The sequence below is a fragment of the Shewanella eurypsychrophilus genome (assembly GCF_007004545.3).
In the GTDB taxonomy this organism is placed as follows: domain Bacteria; phylum Pseudomonadota; class Gammaproteobacteria; order Enterobacterales; family Shewanellaceae; genus Shewanella; species Shewanella eurypsychrophilus.
The window spans coordinates 5328675-5348224 of record NZ_CP045503.2 but is presented as its reverse complement, the minus strand read 5'-3'; the positions used below and the strand labels follow the sequence as shown (position 1 = coordinate 5348224).

General features: G+C 42.4%; 18 protein-coding genes. All 18 read left to right on the top strand.

Annotated elements, in window-relative coordinates; all coding sequences use genetic code 11:
* Positions 1-335: 335 nt before the first annotated feature.
* A complete protein-coding gene (locus tag FM038_RS22915; RefSeq protein ID WP_142873986.1) occupies positions 336-2372 on the top strand; it encodes a multiheme c-type cytochrome in 2037 nt (678 codons plus the stop codon).
* A 70-nt stretch (positions 2373-2442) separates the two neighbouring features.
* Positions 2443-2871 (top strand): rhodanese-like domain-containing protein, encoded by a 429-nt coding sequence (locus FM038_RS22910; RefSeq protein ID WP_142873676.1) that lies wholly within the window; start codon positions 2443-2445, stop codon positions 2869-2871.
* Positions 2872-2924: 53 nt separating this feature from the next.
* Entirely contained in the window at positions 2925-3716 is a 792-nt protein-coding gene (locus FM038_RS22905; RefSeq protein ID WP_142873677.1) for an FKBP-type peptidyl-prolyl cis-trans isomerase, read from the top strand.
* A 34-nt stretch (positions 3717-3750) separates the two neighbouring features.
* Positions 3751-4482 (top strand): cytochrome C biosynthesis protein, encoded by a 732-nt coding sequence (locus FM038_RS22900; RefSeq protein ID WP_142873678.1) that lies wholly within the window; start codon positions 3751-3753, stop codon positions 4480-4482.
* Positions 4483-4546: 64 nt separating this feature from the next.
* Complete coding sequence (locus FM038_RS22895) at positions 4547-5251, top strand: 4Fe-4S dicluster domain-containing protein (protein WP_142873679.1); 705 nt, start codon at positions 4547-4549, stop codon at positions 5249-5251.
* 1 nt (position 5252) lies between these two features.
* On the top strand, positions 5253-6200 hold the full coding sequence (gene nrfD / locus FM038_RS22890; protein WP_142873680.1) for an NrfD/PsrC family molybdoenzyme membrane anchor subunit: 948 nt from the start codon (positions 5253-5255) through the stop codon (positions 6198-6200).
* 317 nt (positions 6201-6517) lie between these two features.
* Positions 6518-7006, top strand: a complete 489-nt coding sequence (locus tag FM038_RS22885) for a nitrous oxide reductase accessory protein NosL (RefSeq protein WP_142873681.1) — start codon at positions 6518-6520, stop codon at positions 7004-7006.
* Positions 7007-7178: 172 nt separating this feature from the next.
* Complete coding sequence (locus tag FM038_RS22880; protein ID WP_142873682.1) at positions 7179-8462, top strand: winged helix-turn-helix domain-containing protein; 1284 nt, start codon at positions 7179-7181, stop codon at positions 8460-8462.
* A gap of 1163 nt (positions 8463-9625) precedes the next feature.
* Positions 9626-11656, top strand: a complete 2031-nt coding sequence (locus FM038_RS22875; RefSeq protein ID WP_195873290.1) for a multiheme c-type cytochrome — start codon at positions 9626-9628, stop codon at positions 11654-11656.
* 93 nt (positions 11657-11749) lie between these two features.
* Positions 11750-12178, top strand: a complete 429-nt coding sequence (locus FM038_RS22870) for a rhodanese-like domain-containing protein (protein ID WP_142873683.1) — start codon at positions 11750-11752, stop codon at positions 12176-12178.
* 60 nt (positions 12179-12238) lie between these two features.
* A complete protein-coding gene (locus FM038_RS22865; protein WP_142873684.1) occupies positions 12239-13030 on the top strand; it encodes an FKBP-type peptidyl-prolyl cis-trans isomerase in 792 nt (263 codons plus the stop codon).
* A gap of 52 nt (positions 13031-13082) precedes the next feature.
* Positions 13083-13796 (top strand): tetratricopeptide repeat protein, encoded by a 714-nt coding sequence (locus tag FM038_RS22860; protein ID WP_142873685.1) that lies wholly within the window; start codon positions 13083-13085, stop codon positions 13794-13796.
* 59 nt (positions 13797-13855) lie between these two features.
* Positions 13856-14560 carry a 4Fe-4S dicluster domain-containing protein gene (locus tag FM038_RS22855; protein ID WP_142873686.1) on the top strand — a complete coding sequence of 235 codons (705 nt, stop codon included), beginning with the start codon at positions 13856-13858 and terminating at the stop codon, positions 14558-14560.
* 145 nt (positions 14561-14705) lie between these two features.
* The gene (gene nrfD, locus FM038_RS22850) at positions 14706-15653 is read left to right on the top strand and encodes an NrfD/PsrC family molybdoenzyme membrane anchor subunit (protein ID WP_142873687.1); all 948 of its coding nucleotides are present in this window, start codon (positions 14706-14708) and stop codon (positions 15651-15653) included.
* A gap of 182 nt (positions 15654-15835) precedes the next feature.
* Positions 15836-16324 carry a nitrous oxide reductase accessory protein NosL gene (locus FM038_RS22845; protein WP_142873688.1) on the top strand — a complete coding sequence of 163 codons (489 nt, stop codon included), beginning with the start codon at positions 15836-15838 and terminating at the stop codon, positions 16322-16324.
* 45 nt (positions 16325-16369) lie between these two features.
* Positions 16370-17620, top strand: a complete 1251-nt coding sequence (nosD, locus tag FM038_RS22840) for a nitrous oxide reductase family maturation protein NosD (RefSeq protein ID WP_142873689.1) — start codon at positions 16370-16372, stop codon at positions 17618-17620.
* 65 nt (positions 17621-17685) lie between these two features.
* Positions 17686-18597 (top strand): ABC transporter ATP-binding protein, encoded by a 912-nt coding sequence (locus tag FM038_RS22835; protein ID WP_142873690.1) that lies wholly within the window; start codon positions 17686-17688, stop codon positions 18595-18597.
* A 14-nt stretch (positions 18598-18611) separates the two neighbouring features.
* A complete protein-coding gene (locus FM038_RS22830; protein ID WP_223292953.1) occupies positions 18612-19460 on the top strand; it encodes an ABC transporter permease subunit in 849 nt (282 codons plus the stop codon).
* Positions 19461-19550 lie beyond the last annotated feature (90 nt).

The following is a 19550-nucleotide window of genomic DNA, read 5'->3' as shown; positions in this document are numbered from 1 at the left end:
ATCAATTGTGTGACCCTTACACTCTTTATTGCCGATAAAAGTTACTTTCGTATTATTTCATATGTGAACACGATATTTTTAGAACTGTTTAGATCTAAAAGAACGCTAAAACATCTGAAAAACAGGTGAATTGGTTGGCTTTATTACTTTGTTTTAACTGAGTTTTTATGTGTTTTTACCTCTCTGGGTTTTCCATGTTCACAAATATGGTTTTAGTTCATGTTTTTTTATCGTTTAGGTATGGACAATAGCGTCAACTCAATTGTTAAGTTGTTCAGCTAAACAATAGAGAAGCTTAGTTGAATGATAAAAAACTACTATAACTAGGAGTGATGATGAAGAACTGGAAACTAAAAGCAGTAGCGAGTGTGCTGTTTTGTTTCGGAGCTGTTAGCAATGTAAGTGCCGCTGGCGGCAAATACAATAGCATACCTGAAATGGGCGAATCGGCAAAAAACTCAATAGCGAATTATACAGGAACTGAAGAAACTAAAGGTGTTAAATCTCTTCAGGATTATATTGTTCAGGAAGATGAGTTATTTGATTTCTTATTTAATAACCACCCAATGTTCAAATACCACGAAGATGGAAACCTCATCGGAGAGTACCATATCTCTGATCGTGGTGAAGAGTATCTCGATACAGGTAACAGCCCTAAGTACAGTGCTCGTGTGGGTCGTCCAAGTGCGGTTCAATATCGTCTAGGTGCTAAATCAACACTGGATTTTCCAAACAATTTTGTTGGTCCTGAGAAGTGTGCCGAATGTCACGCGGTTCAGTATGAGAAATGGCAGCGTTCGCGTCATGCAAACGTAGTCCGTTTCCCAAGCGAAATTACCGATAAAGAAGTTCCTAATGGCGATCTAAATGCCAAACTTTACGGCAGTGAAGCCGCTATGTTGCCGGATGGCATCCGAGCTAATGATGTGTATGCCATTATCGGTACACCACGTACTAAGTACGGTTTCTTAGATAGCTATCTGGTTCGTGGTACTTACCACATTCGTGATGGACTCCTCTCTGAAGGCACAGGCAAGATGGTTGCCGGTGCTAACCAATTCTCACGTGGTTGGGCCGAATGGTTGACCCCAGAGATGGCGAAGAAGATCAATAAGGTTATCCCTGAATTCCCAACGACTATTGAAGATTTTGGTGACTCAGGTTCACACCAGTGGGGCATGAGCTCTTACGGGGCTAAGTACGAAAAAGAGCTGTTGTTTCAACCTGCTAGTTCGTATTGTGAAATGTGTCATACCTTCAAGTTTGACTTCCAATCTAAGGAAGAGTACTTCGCTGCCCTTGGTGATAGCAAGAAGTTACAAGAGCACACCATTTCTAAAGGTATCTCTTGTGAAGAGTGTCATGGCGCAGGTGGTCACCTAGACGGTGGTACTGGCGGTATGCAGTCTAACTGTGAGCGTTGTCACCAGCGTTTCAACTTCGTCGATGAACTAGCCGATACAGAAAAAGGCCAGGAAAAGATGGAGTATGCATTCGGTGTGAAGATGAAGTCAGCGTGTCCATCTTGTGGTACAGAAGGTTCACAGATGTTTGCTTCAGCTCACTACGAGAAAGGCATGCGTTGTACGACTTGTCACGATCCACATGAAGTGACTGATGGTGACTTCCTATCTGGTTTCACTAAGCCATTACTTAAGAAGCAATGTGTTGATTGTCATGAAGTTCAAGCGACTATCGCTGAAAATACCGACACTCACAGTAAGCAAACTTGTCAAAGCTGTCACATGCCAGCCATGGGTAGCTGTGAAAACTTCACTGCAACTCAGTTCCCTGATATGGCCGGTTTCGATGCCGTTCGTAAGTCGCATATGTGGAAGATTGATATTCACCCAGAGCGTAAGACACTTAACCCACCTACGGGTCAGCCACGCGATGCAGCTGTAAAAGGTTGGACTGTAGCTAAGAACGAAGAAGACCATAACTACCTAGATCTTATGTGGTCATGTGCTCGTACAGCCGTCTCTGATCATGACAATGTTGAAAACAAAGGTTGTCACAGCCCATTCCAGTCTGAACTAGAGACAGGTCTGCACTACGAAGATCAACTAGAGATCTACGGTGAAGTGATGAAGTGGCAAAACCCTGTGAAGCAAGTGTTTGCTGATGTTGAGCAGGCTCTAGAGCGTATCGACCAGCTATTAGAAGTCACTAAGCTATCTATTGAGGATAAGACTCAGGTACTCATGCTAGCTGAGAAAGCCCAAGAGACAGTTGACTTCATTAGAAAAGATGGTTCATGGGGTGTTCACGGTTTCCGTTACAGCCAGAAGCGTCTAGATGCTGCACTGACTTATGTTACCCAAGCTCAGAAAATCTTAGATGGTACTGGCTATTCAGCTAAGTCTCACTAAGTACTGAGTTGTTATCCTGCTTCGACCCCTGCAATTATCTGAGTGGGTCGAAGCAAATAAGAGAACCATTATGAATAAAGTACTTGGAATAATCATTTTAACTTTCTGTTTAACTGCACTATCTACTAGCAGCTTCGCTGGTGGTGGTTCTGAAATGGCACCCGCTAAATATTATGAAAATCGCTTAAATACCATCACCATGATGGAAGCCGATACTTTAGTGGGTAAAGAAGGAGTCTACTTTTTCGATGTAAATACACTTGAATTGTGGGCTGAAGGATTTATTCCAGGCGCTATTTATTTCAATGTAAAAGATTGGAAAACTTTGCTACCTAAAAATAAAGATAGCGTGATGATTTTTTATTGTGCAAACCGTTTGTGTAACGCGAGTGAAATTGCTGCCAGAGCAGTTACCAAGTTAGGTTATACCAAGATACGTCAGATGCCTGATGGTATCTACGGCTGGAGGTTATCTAACCGGATGACTGAAAAACCATAATAGATGGATGTTTAAACTTAAGTATTATTTAGTTAATTAATGAGAGTTATTTTATGAATACGTTTAAAAAAAATGCATTAGCTATTGCGTCTTGTCTATCTCTATCTGTTTCTGTGCAATGTTTTGCAAGCAGTGAGTTAGTTACCGATGTTGAAAAAGAGTCTTATAGTATTGGCGCTTCGTTTGGTCATTATATATCAAGCCAGCTTTATGGTCAGACTCAGCTCGGTGCTGAAATTGATGTGGATATCGTTGTTGAAGGTGTACTTGATGCAATGAAAGATGAATCTAAGCTGACAGATGAAGATATTGTTACTTATCTTAATCAACGTGCTGAACTATTAAATTTAGCGCGAGAAGCCGAGGTTGCCAAAGTTGCAGCGGCTAACTTAGCAGCTGGCCAGAAATATCTTTCAGATAACCGTAATAATGATGATGTGACAGTCACTGATTCGGGTCTTCAGTATGAAGTCATCACTATGGGTGATGGTGAAATACCTAAAGATAACGATGTAGTTACGGTGCACTACAAGGGCTATCTCGTTGACGGTACCGAATTTGATAACTCCTACAAGCGTGATGAGCCAAACCGTTTCTCACTAATTACTGTGATTGAAGGTTGGCAAGAAGGCCTAAAATTGATGCCTATAGGGTCAACTTTTAAGTTGACCATCCCGGCTAAACTTGCCTATGGCGAGCGAACTGTTGGACCTGTTGCTCCCAACTCTACCCTAATCTTCGAAGTTGAATTGGTTAAGGTTGAAGCGCCTGGTGAGAATTCCCACGGTATGGGATTAAGCGGCATGGGGATGGGTGGCATGATGGGTTCAAACCCACATCAGTAATTTGCCAATAAATTATTATTGAGATAGAAACATTATGAATACCTTACTGATCAGCTTCACCTTTATTATCTTTTGTCTGATAACCATAACATTAGGTCATCATACTCTTTATGGAATAAATAACTCTTTATTTCTAAGTGGTAATGATGGATCTACATGTCTACAAAATGGTAATGAAAAAAAGTCTGTTTCTAGTAAGGGGAATTTCATCTTCGTTGTCGCTATTAATTTAATCATGATCATAAGTATCTTCTGTATTTATTCAAGTATTGGAAGGCACTATGAGATTGATTTTGCTAGACCAGAGACAAATGTTGACTATCTTCTTGCAGCAAAAATAAATAAAAACATAAGAACTGTTGATGAACAACCAAGTAATCAAATAGCACTTGTGAATTTATCTCAATCTCAAATGGATGGCGGCTTATACATGGCGGCGATTCAAACTCTTGATAGCTTACTACTACTACTAACAGGTGAAGATGCCGAAGTTTTAGGGTTAAAGGCAACGGCTATGTATTACCGGGATGATCGTACGATGACGATGGAAACCTCTTTAGTCATAGCAAGAGCGTTAGCGTTAAATAATGAAGAGTTAAATACGAGATTGTTAGTTGCAAACCATGCTTTTTTAAATGGACATTATCAGGAGGCGATTGATAGTTGGACGGCCTTGTTAAATAACAAGGTTCAATACTTCAATCGTGATTCAATTGATTTCGCCATTAATAAAGCGTACGCAAAGATAAAAAAACCTATTAATTAAAAATATAAATATTATAACTTCAAAATAATAACTTTCATCGTGTAGACGGTGATCGGAGGATGCTGTGAGTGAAAATTTAGAGAGACGGAGGTTCCTCAAGTGTTTAGGCGCTAGCTCTTTGATAATTGCACCCTTAGGGTGTAGCTCGGTCAAAGAGGAGGAAAGCAGTAATAAGCCCCATTATGTAATGGTATTCGATCAGAATAAATGTATTGGTTGTGGCGACTGTAAAGATGCCTGTAACAAGACTAATAACCTCCCAGAAGGAAAGTCTCGCTTATTACTTGAACAACAATCTGGTGGCGTTGCTGGTGAGATCTGCCCTCATTGCGGCAAAACAGAATGTGATTGTGAGCGGAAATATGTGCGTGTTTCTTGTCAGCAGTGCAAAAATGCACCCTGTGTCACTGTATGCCCAACAGGTGCGGCCCACAGAGATGAGAAGACCGGCATTGTTACTATGGACGCGAGCAAATGTGCGGGTTGTAAATATTGTATCGGTGCATGCCCTTACGATGCGCGCTTCATCAATAAAGAAACTGATGTTGCTGATAACTGTGACTTCTGCCTTAACACTAAGTTATCTAAAGGTGAGCTGCCAGCATGTGTAGAGTCATGTCGTCATGACGCTCTTATTTTTGGTGATGCAAACGACCCGACCTCTTATGTCAGCAAGCTGTTAAGAGTGAAGGATTCGGTTCGGATGAAGCCTGGTTTCGGTACAGAGCCAAGCTTGAGATACATCCCTATTGTTAAAGTAGGAGTATAAGATGGATGGAAGTATCGAGTTTACTATGGGTTTATCCCAAGGTATCGCATGGCCTTGGCCTATCGCCGTATATCTATTCTTTGCGGGGATTTCTGGCGGTGCGTTATCTATTGCCTTATTTATCCGCTTCTTCAAAAAGCAGACGACTAATACCCCGTTCCTGAAGGCAGCATGCTTAACCTCTTTAGTGACGATCAGTTTAGGTATGATCTGTTTGGTTTTTGATTTAACTAACCCGCTATTTTTCTGGCGAATTCTGGTCTTTTATAACTTGAATTCAGTGATGTCAGTGGGCGTACTTGCGCTGAACGCTTATATTCCATTGGTGGCATTGATTACTCTGTTTGCGATGGAAGATGAGATCAAGCGTATTCCGGCATTAAGCTTCTTATTACCGATTATTGAGAAGTTACGCTGTTTACGTAGTCCAGCGGAAAAGGCTGTACTCGTATTGGCAATGTCTGTGTGTGCTTATACTGGCTTCTTGATCTCTGCATTGATCCGATTCCCAATTATCAACACATCAGTGCTACCAGCTCTGTTTGTTGCATCGGGTCTATCGGCAGGTGCAGCAGTGGCGAAGATGGTAGCGGTTGGCGTGTTTAAAGAAGAGTTACATAGCCCTGATATGAAGGTTCTACATGGTGCTGAGTGGCCGATTATGGCTGCTGAAATCTTGTTTATCTTTATGCTTGCTATGTCACTGTTCTCAGGTAATGCAGGTATGCAAAGTGCGTTTGCTGCATTTCATACTGGCAACTGGGCCGGTGTATTCTGGATTGGTGTTGTTGGTATTGGCTTTGTTGCTCCGCTGTTGCTTAACTTTGCAACCAGTAAGGCATTTAGTCACTCAGCAAAAGCGCTTTACATGTCGGGTATGTGTGCGGTTGTGGGCATGATGTGTCTCCGTCTGTTCATCCTATATGCTGGACAAAACTTTGCGGTTTAGACGTTGGTAGTGTGCGAAAGCCACGTTCGTATTTACTGATGTCTTGAGTCATATACCAATGGGTATAATTGCCTGACTCCCTGAATATCCCTGCAATAATGCCAGGTGTGTCAGGCAAGTTTTAGTGACTCAACTTTGCTAATCGAGTCTGTTTTAATCAATGTTAGCCTCTGTGTACTACCCTGCAGGTAAGCCAGTAGGCTAAATGAATTATCTAGTTCTAGATTAGCTGTGTGTAAGGCAGCTTTTAATCACTTATCCCTTATTAGTGGTTAAAAGTTGTCTGAAAGCACATCATTATTACTGTTGGAGATCCAATGAAGAAGATATTGTTATTGTCCATTTTGTTACCTTTACTATTGGCTTGTGGTGAAGAAACCGTGCGAAATACTGTTCATCAAGCTGAAGCTATTTCAGATCATGAACGTTGCCATCAATGCGGCATGATGATCACTAAGTATCCAGGGCCGAAGGGGCAAGTATTTTTGAAGCGGCAAGAGCATAGTGTTAAATTTTGCTCTACTAGAGATATGTTTTCGTTTGCCCTTCAAGTTGAAAATCAGCGTCAGATAACAGGACTATTTGTTCATGATGTGGCCAATACTCCTTGGGGAAAACCACAAGATGATGCATTTATCGATGCGACTAAAGCTTGGTATGTCTATGGTTCTGGTAAACAGGCAGTCATGGGTCCTGCTGTTGCCTCATTTTCAAGCAAACAAAGTGCTTCACAATTTGCACAGGAATTTGGCGGTGCCGTTATTGGTTATGAACAGATAGATATTAATTTTTTAGAGGGAGAGTAGCGCCACCATCAAGCCTAATGAACCTGAGTAATATTAATAAACTCTAAATTTGTGACCTTGCATGGCTAAGTATCACTTACTACTGCACTTTTTGAGTGAGGTGTCACACTCAAAATACTTGAATATACGTAAAATACACATGTATATCAGGGCTAATGAGTAGGGGTTTAAGGTGTTAAAAGTTACGCCATATCTATCACTTGATGCCGCGGCTAATCAGCTCGTGGATCTTAAGTCTGACCAAATTATAAAGTTAACCTTTTCTGAGTCAGCAGTATTAAAACGTTTACTACTATCTTCTGACTCAGTTTGTTCAAAAGACGACCTACTCGAAGCCGGTTGGCCAGACCGAGTCGTTGCAACCACATCTCTGACACAATGTATTAGTACATTGCGTAAAAAGCTTGAGCCCTATCGGGAGGTTCAGCTTAAAACGTTAGCTCGCCGTGGATATCAACTGCATGTTGCTAAGCCATCAAATATTACTATGCTTGCGGTTAATGACGCTGATTCATTGCGTTCGGCGATTATAGATGTGTCACTTTTGGTGAAGATCTCAGGTATTGTTTTTGCGTTGTTATTGATGCTGACTTACTGGTATTTCAGTGACTATCACAAATTTACTCAGGCGCTTTCTAAGTTAAGTGCAGATAAAACTGTTGAGCTTAATATTACCGGTATAAAGGGAAGTACTCAGCTTATCTATACCGATAGCGCCCAACATCTTCATCCCTCAATGTGGGAAAAACATCTGAATTCTCCTGATGGTATCGATGCGCCATTTAAAAGCTTTAATGCCTTTGCCACTACTGATGGGCAAAACTATTCAATGGCTATCTGTCCTGGTGCCATAGGGACTGCATGTGAAGGTAAAGGGTTAATTAACGTCACCTCTATCGACTCAGAACCTGCCGGGCTCGATATTCACGAGTTTATCAAGCTATCAAAGAGGATGGAGAAACGGATCCGCTATAACCGTATTATGTTACCTCCGAGTGTTGAAGGAGAAGATAAGCTGGTTGAGCACAATTACCATACTGATGTTTATTTTCCGGTAAAGGGTGAGCTACTTATTCGAGCCGATATCAGCATGTCGCTGATTTACAACTCAGATGACACTGGGGAGTTTCACTTTTCCACCTGTATTACCGATCAAGACTGTTTGACGACACCGATTAAATATCTGGTTCGTGGTCCGTTTAAGCAATACAGTGAAACGGTAGATGGAATTAGGATAGATACATTTCAGGTGAAGGTTCAACAAAAAAACTTACTTAAACCCGATCAGCTGAATGACTCTGCAATACCTTTCTACCGCGAGTTAAGAAAACGAGATATTCAGGATAAAGAGCTCTATTTTTATAGAGTCTATCAAGATGACAAGACTGCGGTGTGGATAGTGCCTCTGTTTGGTAGTATCTCATCTTGGTTTACCTATAGCACGGTAGATATCTAGCCCTGCATATGACTCCCCTATAGCGATTTTTCATCGCCATAGGGGTGAATAGAAGCTTACCTTTTCGCTCACCTTTACATCCCCCCCCTTTAAACTACTTCCTCTAAAACTTTATACCATTCCATATAAGTATGTGGTCAGTTCAGAGACTCTCAGTTTTTTCAATTCAAGGCATATTGATGACGAAATGGTTATTCCCTTTTGAGTCAATGTCACACCGAAGTGGGAACACTGAGAGCCTCACGTAGTGCGGGGTTCAAAGCACTACGTGCTACGTTGAATGTTCTCTTTATACGACAGCATGGATGCAGAAGGCAGGGCGAAGCAGGATGCTAGAGCCGAGAATAACTATTAGCTTCAAATATCCACAAGCCACATGGATGAGGTGAATGTCTATATTGCACGACTATATGGATATAGGAGGTAGAGTAACGCAGGAGCAGTTACCGAGGAGCAATATATAGACCTTGCCTACAGCGCTTTTAACTCCCGCTGAATGCTCAGATACTTATTCTGAGTGGTATTAATAGACCTTAAGGTTAGAAACTTAACTTGCATCATTTTCTACTTTACCTGAAATGAAAGCCATCACCCGAGTATGCAAACAGCGGTTATTCAACTCAGGTTTTTATGTGTATTGAGTATGCGTGTTTAGCTAATAGAGCCCTTCATTGGAGCATGTGCTGTGAACTAAAGATGGTAATGAAATCAGTTTGCAGGAGTTTGCTGTCAATGGTTGGGGTGTTGATACCGTCATGATGTATTACCCTCACTTTATAGCGATCACTATCGACTCCAGTCAAATCAAGCCCTGCCTATGTCAAGCTTAAAGCTTGAGTTCCTCTTCGATGGCCAGGTTTTTTACCTTATTTAAGCGTATTTTCCACATTCCTTCCTTTGATAATACGTTTTTAGATCTAAAACGTTTTATATGGTCTTATCTAACGTACTGATTATTAACTTTTATATTGCTTTCAGATCTAATGGCTTCTAATGATTTCCTTACTGTGTTCTTGAGCTGGTTTTTTACTGTTTTTCATATGGAAAATAGGTGTTGCTCAGTTGCTCAAGACGTTCGGTGAACGGTTAGATTTCGTAACGGCATGTTGAAAAAACATGCCGGTAAAAGCAAAAAAATAAAATAATATAAGTAGGAGTGAATGATGAGACGATGGAAACACAAGGTAGCGCTAAGCGTGCTGTTTTGTTTTGGTGCCATTGCCAATGCGAACGCTGCTGGTAAGTATGACAGCATACCTCAAATGGGAAAAACGGCTAAAGAGTCTATAGCCAACTACCAAGGTACAGAGCGGATAAATGGGGTTAAAACACTGCAGGATTATATCGTGCAAGAGGAGGAGTTGTTTGATTTCCTTTTCGAAAACCATCCCATGTTTAAATATCAAGAGTCGGGCAATCTTGTGGGTGATTACCACATTAGTGACCGTGGTGAAGAGTATCTAGATACAGGCCATAGCCCTTCATACAGTAAAGGTGTCGGTAAGCCCCGTGCCGTACAGTATCGTTTGGGTGCAAAATCTATTCTAGATTACCCAAATAACTTCGTTGGCCCTGAAAAATGTGCCGAATGTCACGCGACTCAATATGAGAAGTGGCAACGTTCGCGTCATGCTAAAACAATTCGTTTCCCAGGAGAGCATCCTGAGGTTGATAACGATATTGAACAGACAATGTATGGCACTAAAGATACCTCTATCTTGCCAGATGGTGTTACGCCAGATGCTATTTATGCGACCGTTGGTACCCCTCGTACCAAATATGGTTTCATCGATGCATGGCTAGTTCGTGGTACTTACCATATTGAGGGCGGTTTACTCAAAGATGGTACAGGCAAGATGGTTGCCGGTGCTAACCAGTTCTCTCGTGGTTGGGCAGAGTGGCTCACACCTGAGATGGCGAAGAAGATTAACGATGTTATTCCAGCCTTCCCTACAACGTTAGAAGCGTTTGGTGCTTCTGGTTCACACCAGAAAGGCATGAGCTCTTACGGTGCTAAATACCGTGAAGCTATGTTGTTCCAGCCTGCTAGTTCTTACTGTGAAATTTGTCACTCCTTCAAGTTTGATTTCCAAAGTCAGCAAGAGTATTTCGATGCTTTAGGTGATCCGAAGAAATTACAAGAGCACACTATTAGTAAGGGTATTGCTTGTGAAGAGTGTCATGGCGCAGGTGGTCACCTAGATGGTGGTACTGGCGGTATGGAATCTAACTGTGAACGTTGTCACCAGCGCTTCCAGTACGATCCGACTCTGCAAGACACACCTGAAGCTCAGTTAAAAGGTGAGTACGCATTTGGCGTGAAGATGAAGTCACTTTGTCCATCTTGTGGTACTGAAGGTTCACAGATGTACAACTCAGTGCACTATGAAAAAGGTATGCGCTGTACTACATGTCATGATCCACATGAAGTGACAGACGGTGATTGGAAGTCTGGTTTCACTAAGCCAAAGCTGAAGAAAGATTGTAAAGATTGTCACGCAGCTCAAACTTTGATTGCTGATAACACTGACACTCACAACAAGCAGACTTGTCAGAGCTGTCACATGCCTAACATGGGTAGCTGTGAGAACTTCAAAGCGATGCAGTTCCCTGATCAAGCTGGTTTTGATGCCGTTCGTAAGTCACACATGTGGAAGATTGACGTCGACCCAACTCGTAAGACGCTTAACCCACCAGAAGGTCAGCCACGTACTGGCGGACCAGAAGGTGTTAAAGGTTGGACTGTTGCTAAGAACGAAGAAGGTCGTAACTACTTAGATCTTATGTGGTCTTGTGCACGTACCGCTATCTCTGACCACGATGTGGTTGAGAACAAGGGTTGTCACAGCCAGTTCCAGTCTGAACTTGAAGTCGGCTTACATTACGAAGACCAGTTAGAGATTTACGGTGAAGTAATGAAGTGGCAAAAACCTGTTAAAGAGGTTTATGCCAAGGTTGAGCAAGCTCTTGTACGTATTGACCAGCTATTAGAAGTTACCAAGTTGTCTACTGAAGACAAGACACAGGTACTGATGCTTGCTGAGAAGGCACAAGAGACTGTTGAGCTAATCAAGAAAGATGGCTCTTGGGGTGTACACGGTTTCCGTTACAGCCAGAAGCGTCTAGATGCTGCACTTACTTATGTAACACAAGCGCAAAACATCTTAGATGGTACAGGTTACGCGGCTAAATAAGTCATAACCCGTTAGCAAAACCTTATCTCGGTACCTGATGTTGTAGTGAACCTGCTACAGCAGAAAGTACCGAGGTAAATAAGAGATAAAAATATGAACAAAGCACTTGGTCAAATCATAGTTTCAATCGCTTTACTCTTGAGTACTGCAACCTGCTTTGCTGGCAGTGGTTCAGAATTTGGCCCCGCCCAAGTCTATGAATACCAGCTTAACCCCATTTCCATGATGGAGGCGGAAACGCTAGTGGGTAAGGAAGGAGTCTACTTTTACGATGTGAATACATTGGAACTTTGGGCTGAGGGATATATCCCTGGTGCTATCTATTTCAATGTTAAAGATTGGAAAAAGCTACTGCCAGAGAATAAAGATACCGTCATGGTTTTTTACTGTGCCAACCGATTATGTAATGCCAGTGAGATTGCGGCCAGAGCCGTGATGAAACAGGGATATACCGGTGTCAGGCATATGTATGACGGCATATATGGATGGCGTTTATCAAACCGTATTACTGCAAAGCCATAACAGATAGATGTTTAGAAAAGCTAAGAATCAACACGTTAGATTAAATGATGAGAATACGATATGACAAATATGACTAAAACTTCCCTTGCTGTGATCACTGGCCTCTCTCTGTTTGTATCTGGATTCAGTATGGCGAGTGATGAGATAAGTAGCGACTTACAGAAAGAGTCCTACAGCATAGGTGCATCATTAGGAAAGTATGTCTCTAGCCAGATATATGGTCAGACACAGTTAGGTATCGATGTGGACGTAGATCTTGTTATTCAAGGTGTGCTCGATTCACTCAAGGGCGAGCAGAAGTTCTCCGATGAGGAAATACTAACTCTATTGAATCAGCGTGCAGAACAGTTAAACAGTGCGCGTGAAGCCAGAGATGAGCGTATTGCCCAAGAGAGCCTTAAAGCCGGTAAAGATTATCTGGCGAACAACAAGAAAAGTGGTCAGGTCACAGAGACCGAATCTGGCCTGCAGTATGAAGTGCTGACTATGGGCAAGGGTCGTATAGCCAATCCGGAAGATGTAGTGACGGTTCACTACAAAGGAACCTTGGTCGACGGAACAGAATTTGATAGTACATATGAGAGAGATGAGCCAAACCGATTTGCACTGATGAGTGTTATCGAAGGCTGGCAAGAGGGGATCACACTGATGCCAGAGGGGTCGACCTTTAAATTCTCTATTCCTGCAGAGCTTGCCTATGGTGAGAAACAAGTCGGCATTATTCCTCCAAGCTCAACACTCATTTTTGAAGTTGAATTGGTAAAAGTTGAGGAGCCTGGTGAGAACTCTCACGGCATGGGTCTTAGCGGTATGGGAATGGGTGGAATGATGGGAAAGGGTAAGGCTCATTAATAAGCTCATGATAATTAGTTTGTTTTTGAAGATTTAGTTTTAGAGAGTGTCTATGAATAGTCTTGTTGTTGGGATCGCAATTACTCTGTCAGCTTTTATCGCATTGTTATGGCGACATCATCTCCAGTGCTTGCGCCATTGTGAAGTTGATAACAGAGAAGTGGGCAGTAATGCATTTAGCCCAAGCTCTGTAGATTTCAAGATCCCAGCAGCACTATCCATAGCGATCATATTTGTTTGTAGCACACTTTATTCTCAGTTAGGGCGCTTCTCTGAGTGGGATAAGGCTGTGGTAGATGAAAATATTGATTATCTGATCGCCGCAGATATCAATCGAAATGCACGTCGTGCAAGTGAACAACCAACCAATGAAATTGCATTATTAAATCTGGCTCAATCTTATGCTGATGGCGGACTTTATCGTGAGTCTGTGAGTACGCTCGATGAGCTACTTGAGCTAACAGGAGAGGATGCTGGCGTGTTGGGTATGAAAGCCAATGCACTTTATTACCGAGATGGCCGTGAGATGAACTTAGCGGTCACCTTAGTACTGAAAAGAGCGCTAGCACTCGATAAGCATGAATACCAATCACGATTACTACTTGCGACTCATGCCTATCTTCATGGTGACTATGAGCATGCCATTGAGCAGTGGCAGCTTTTACTTATGAGTGATAGCCAAAGCTTCAATCGTGAGTCGATTAATAATGCAATTTTGAAAGCCGAGCAAAATATATCTAATCGTTCAGTGACGACAACTGAGTAAAGTCACGAAAACCGAAATAAAAAACAGATCAGCAAAATAGCTGATAGATGGAGGATGATGTGAGTGAGAATATAGAGAGACGGAGGTTCCTAAAATGCTTAGGAGCCAGCTCTTTGATACTAGCTCCCTTAGGGTGTAGTTCGGTCAAAGAGGAGTCTGACGCAAATAAACCTCACTATGTAATGGTGTTTGACCAAAACAAGTGTACAGGTTGTGGTGAGTGTAAAGAGGCGTGTAACAAGGCCAATAATCTACCTGAAGGCAAGTCTCGCATGATATTGGAGCAGCAGTCTGGTGGCGTTATTGGTGAGAAGTGTCCTCATTGCGGCAAAACAGAGTGTGATTGCGAACGTAAGTTTGTACGCGTCTCTTGCCAGCAATGTAAAAACGCTCCTTGTGTCACGGTATGTCCAACTGGTGCAGCCCATAGAGATGAGAAAACGGGTATTGTCACCATGAACGCCGATAAATGTGCGGGTTGTAAGTACTGTATCGGTGCCTGCCCATATGACGCGCGTTTTATCAATAAAGAGACCGATGTTGCCGATAACTGTGACTTCTGTTTGGAAAGCAAGTTGGCTATAGGTGAGCTGCCAGCATGTGTCCAACAGTGTCGCTATGATGCATTGATCTTTGGTGATGCCAACGATCCGACCTCCTATGTGAGCAAGTTGCTCAGGGTGAAGGATTCGGTTCGAATGAAGCCTGGTTTTGGTACCGAGCCGAGTTTGCGCTACATACCTATTGTTAAGGTGGGGGTATAGAGATGAAAGCTTCAATGGAATTCACTCTAAGTTTACGCTACATAGCTATTAATAAGCTGGGGGGTATAGAGATGAATGCTTCAATGGAATTCACTCTCGATGATATTGCCAGGCCAAGTTTTATTAATAAGGTGGGGGTATAGAGATGGATGGTTCAATGGAATTCACTATGGGGCTATCTGATGGTATCGCATGGCCTTGGCCTATTGCGGTATACCTGTTCTTTGCAGGGATCTCAGGTGGCGCTATAGCAACGGCGATATTTATTCGTTTCTATAAAGGGCAGACAGAAAATACGCCATTTTATAAAGCTGCTGCACTAATCTCTTTAGTGACAATCAGCTTAGGCATGCTTTGTTTGGTTTTAGATTTAACTAACCCGCTGTTCTTCTGGCGAATATTAGTTTTCTACAACCTTAACTCAGTGATGTCGCTAGGTGTTATTGCGCTGACTGCTTATATTCCACTGGTTGCCTTGATCACACTGTTCGCATTTGAAGATGAGATACGTAAGATCCCAGCTCTGGGTATGTTACTGCCAATCATCGACAAGCTAAAAGCAGTACGTCGCCCCTGTGAAGTGGTGGTATTGGTTTTAGCAATGGCGGTGTGTGCTTATACAGGTTTCTTGATCTCAGCATTAATCCGTTTCCCTATCATTAATACCTCTGTACTGCCGGCGCTATTCATTGCCTCTGGTATTTCAGCTGGGGCGGCAAGTGCAAAAATGCTTGCTGTATCAATGTTTAAGGAAGAGCTGCATAGTCAGGATATGAAACTGCTTCATGGGGCTGAATGGCCAATCATGGCAGCTGAGATTCTGTTTATCTTTATGATAGCTATGTCTCTGTTCTCTGGTAATGCCGGTATGCAAAGTGCTTTTTCTGCTTTCCATACGGGGGACTGGGCGGGTGTATTCTGGCTGGGTGTTGTGGGCGTAGGTTTTGCTGGCCCGCTATTACTCAACTTTGCAACGAGTAAGCGTTTTAGCCACTCAGCGCAAGCCTTTTATGCATCGGGTGTATGTGCGGTCAGTGGCATGATGTGCCTACGACTATTTATCATCTATGCAGGTCAAAATTATTCTATCTAACTAGAGCCAATAGGTAGCCCTCCTAATACGCTGTCCCTGCAAGGTGAGTATTAGGTGGGATCACCACATGTTCTGTAGGAAGTAGAACCTCAAAGTCTTCATCTTTTACTCACACCTCTAGGTTATCCCCTGCAAGGTTGCTATAGAGGTGTTGAGTAAGTCTATTGCTTGTTGGAATGCTCATGAAACAACTCATTATATTATGCTTAATACTGCCGTTTCTTTTTGCTTGTAGTCAGAGTGAAAATGATACGCCAAAACAGCAAGCCGAAATGATCCATCAGCATGACCGCTGTCACCAGTGTGGCATGATGATCAAGAAATATCCTGGCCCCAAAGGTCAGGTTCACCTGCGGGGAGAGTCGTTAGTCCCTAAGTTCTGTTCTACGCGTGATATGTTTAGCTTTGCACTTCAGCCTGAAAATGAACGTCAAATATCAAGTCTGATGGTGCACAATATGGCGATTACTGATTGGGATCATCCAGTAGATTCAAGTTTTATCGATGCTAAGACAGCTTGGTATGTATATGGCACGAGTAAGCAGGCGGTAATGGGCCCAGCGATTGTTCCATTTGAGTCAAAAGACACTGCTGAGCAATTTGCCAGGGAGTTTGGTGGAGCTGTGTTGCAATTTGAAGATATCGACCTTGAACTCATTATGGGGAACTAAGATAATTTACCGCTTATCCTTTATAACGTATCTGGAGAGCGAACCATGCTCCGCTATGGGCTATTTATTTTTCTGATGGCTTTCTCTAGCTTATCTCTGGCTAAGATTATTGAAATCCATGACACAGACTCTTTTGTTTATCACTTGAAGCATGCGCATTCAGGTGATCAACTGCAATTAAAACCAGGCCTTTATCAAGGTCAGTTTGAGATCAGCAACACAGTCTCTATCTTCAGCCTAGATAAGGTGATTATAGATGCGCTAGGTAAGGGGAGCGCCTTCACCATCTCATCTCCTGATGTAACGATTACCGGATTAACAATACAGAATTGGGGCGCAGATCATTATGAGAGTGATGCAGGCATTCTTGGGTTAAAGGGTGCCGATCGCCTGCACATTAGTAACAACACCTTAATCGGTGATGGCTTTGGTATCTATGCCAGAAATGTTAACGAGATACAGATCACTTCTAATGTCATCAAGGGCAATCCTGAACTATTTATACTCGATAGAGGGGATGGGATCCATCTTAGGCATGTTAACTCCGCCTCCATTAACGATAATGTCATTTCTCAGGTTCGAGATGGTATCTATTTAGAGTCTACAGAGAGTAGCAAGATATTCGGTAATCGTTTTTTTGATCAGCAATACGGCATTCATTATATGTATTCCAAATTCGATGAGGCGGCGAATAATCAAAGCTATAGAGTCGATGGTGGCTATGCCTTGATGAACTCTGAACAGATTCACTTGCACCATAATAAGGTCTGGGCTGCGTTAGATTTTGGTATTTTGCTCAATATGACAAAAAATTCATTAGTTGAGTCCAATAAAGTCGAGCAGATTATTAATCCCGCAGAAGAGGTGTTGCCAGGAAAAGAGGGTAAAGGGATATTTATCTACGGCGCTCGTGATAATACGGTGCGGGGAAATCGATTTTCTCACTCTGATATCGGCTTCTATATGGCGATGGGAGGAGAGGGTAATCAGGTTTATGAAAACCTGTTTATTGATAACTTTAGCCAGGTAAAATATGTTGGTAATAAGCGACTTGAGTGGAGTAAAGATGGTAAGGGCAACTACTGGAGTGGATACCTTGGTTGGGATCACAATTTAGATGGGATTGGCAATACTCCCTATAGGCCAAATGATAATATAGATAAGCTATTTTGGCTTTACCCAGAAGCCAGCTTTTTAATGGATAGCCCAATTGTTGCAGTACTTAGATGGGCCGATAAACAGTTTGAGCTTGGTGATGAGAGCGGCATTATTGATAGTTACCCTCTATTACAATAAAGGGTATCGAGTGCTGACGGTGAATGACTTTATCAAGCAGTTGCCCTGTAAAAATAGGATTTAGGATGAATAACGGTCTTGCTGTAACAGGACGAAATATTAGACATGAGTTTGGTCATTTTTTGGCGCTAGACGATGTTAGCTTCGATCTACCTCAGGGTCAGACCATGGCTTTATTGGGTCATAACGGTGCCGGTAAGTCGACATTGATTAAGATCTTACTTGGACTGATCACCCCCTTGAGTGGTGAAATAAATATCCTTGGTCGAACGGTCTCCCAGCATGGTGCTAGGGCAGATCTTCGTATTGGCTACCTTCCTGAAAATGTAAGTTTTTACGATAAGTTGACTGGCGAGGAGATCTTAACTTACTTTGCCGAGTTAAAAGGTGTCAGTGCGAGCAAGGTCAGCAAGCTTATCGAGGAGTTCGGACTTGGGTATGCCAAAGATCGTCAGCTGAAAACCTATTCGAAAGGGATGGCTCAGCGCCTGGGTTTTGCTCAGGCTATTTTATGTGAACCTGAGCTGCTGCTACTCGATGAACCCACAGTCGGCTTAGATCCCAGCGCTTCACAATTCCTCTATACGAAGATTGATGAGTTAAAGCAGCAGGGGACAGCTGTGATTGTTTGTACCCATGAGCTGTCTTTGATTGAAAATAATATTGATCATGCACTTATTTTAGCAAGAGGGAAAAGTTTAGCCTTCGGTAACATGAGCTTACTTCGTCAGCAAAGTAAGCTAAAGGTTAAAATCACCTCTCCAACACTCAGTCAGGTAATATCGCAATCAGAGCGTTTGAAGCGTCTTTATCGAAATGAAGCCCTCTATGTAGATAGAGACGAGAAAGCAGATTTATTACGGTATTTAACTTCTCAGCATGGTGTATTCGATCTGTCCATTTTGGAGCCAGGGCTTGCAGAAATTTATCGTTATTATAATGATCAGACAAGTGAAAGCTTAAGTCTGTCAAAGTAAAAGAGTTCATTTGTATGTTTATGAATATTAGCCGGTTAAAGCGCTCCCCTGTCGTGATTATTGCCAAAAAAGAGATCAAAGATTCGCTTAGGAATCGCTGGGGAATGTTTATATCTATCATCTTCTTAGTGCTTTCGTTGAGCGTGACTTTTGCCGGTAGCGCTATTCGGGGTGAACTGTCGCTGCCAGAAATCTCAGCATTGATGTCTAGTCTGTCGACGATTGCCGTCTTTATCATTCCGCTTGCCGCTATGTTGATTAGCTATGATGCCTTTGTTGGAGAGGATGAGGCTGGGACGCTATTGTTATTGCTCTCTTATCCTTTGACACGAGGACAGATATTGCTAGGTAAGCTACTGGGGCATGGGGTGATCATGGGATTAACGATCACTTCAGCCTTTGGTTTTACCTGCATATTGCTATTGTTCATCGGGAACGGCTATAAGACTATCGATACGATCATCCTGTTTACTCAGTTTATCGGTAGTAGCATTATGCTCGCGATTACCTTTATTTTATTTGGCTATATTGTCAGTTTGAAGGCGACAGAAAAGGCCAAAGCGGTCGCAACGGTTTTGTTACTTTGGTTTCTTTTTGTACTTATTTATGACCTGCTTTTGTTAACCTTACTTATTGCCGATCTTTCATTTATCAGTCAGCCAATGATTAACTTCTTACTGGTGTTAAACCCAACGGATCTGTACCGCGCGATGAATGTCTCTGGTTTAGATGTTGGTGGGGGAGGTCTTTCTGTATTTGCTGAAACTGGCTGGGGGATTTTTGGCCTTGTTGTTGCTATGTTGAGCTGGATAATCGGTTTAATGGGAGTGAGTTATACCATTTTTAAGAAGCGACCTCTTTAACTCTGGTTTTCTAATTTCACTCTTGCTAAATTAGGTCCGGTTGACTTGTTTGAATAATGCCAAAGCAGAAATAAAATGTGTGATAACCTT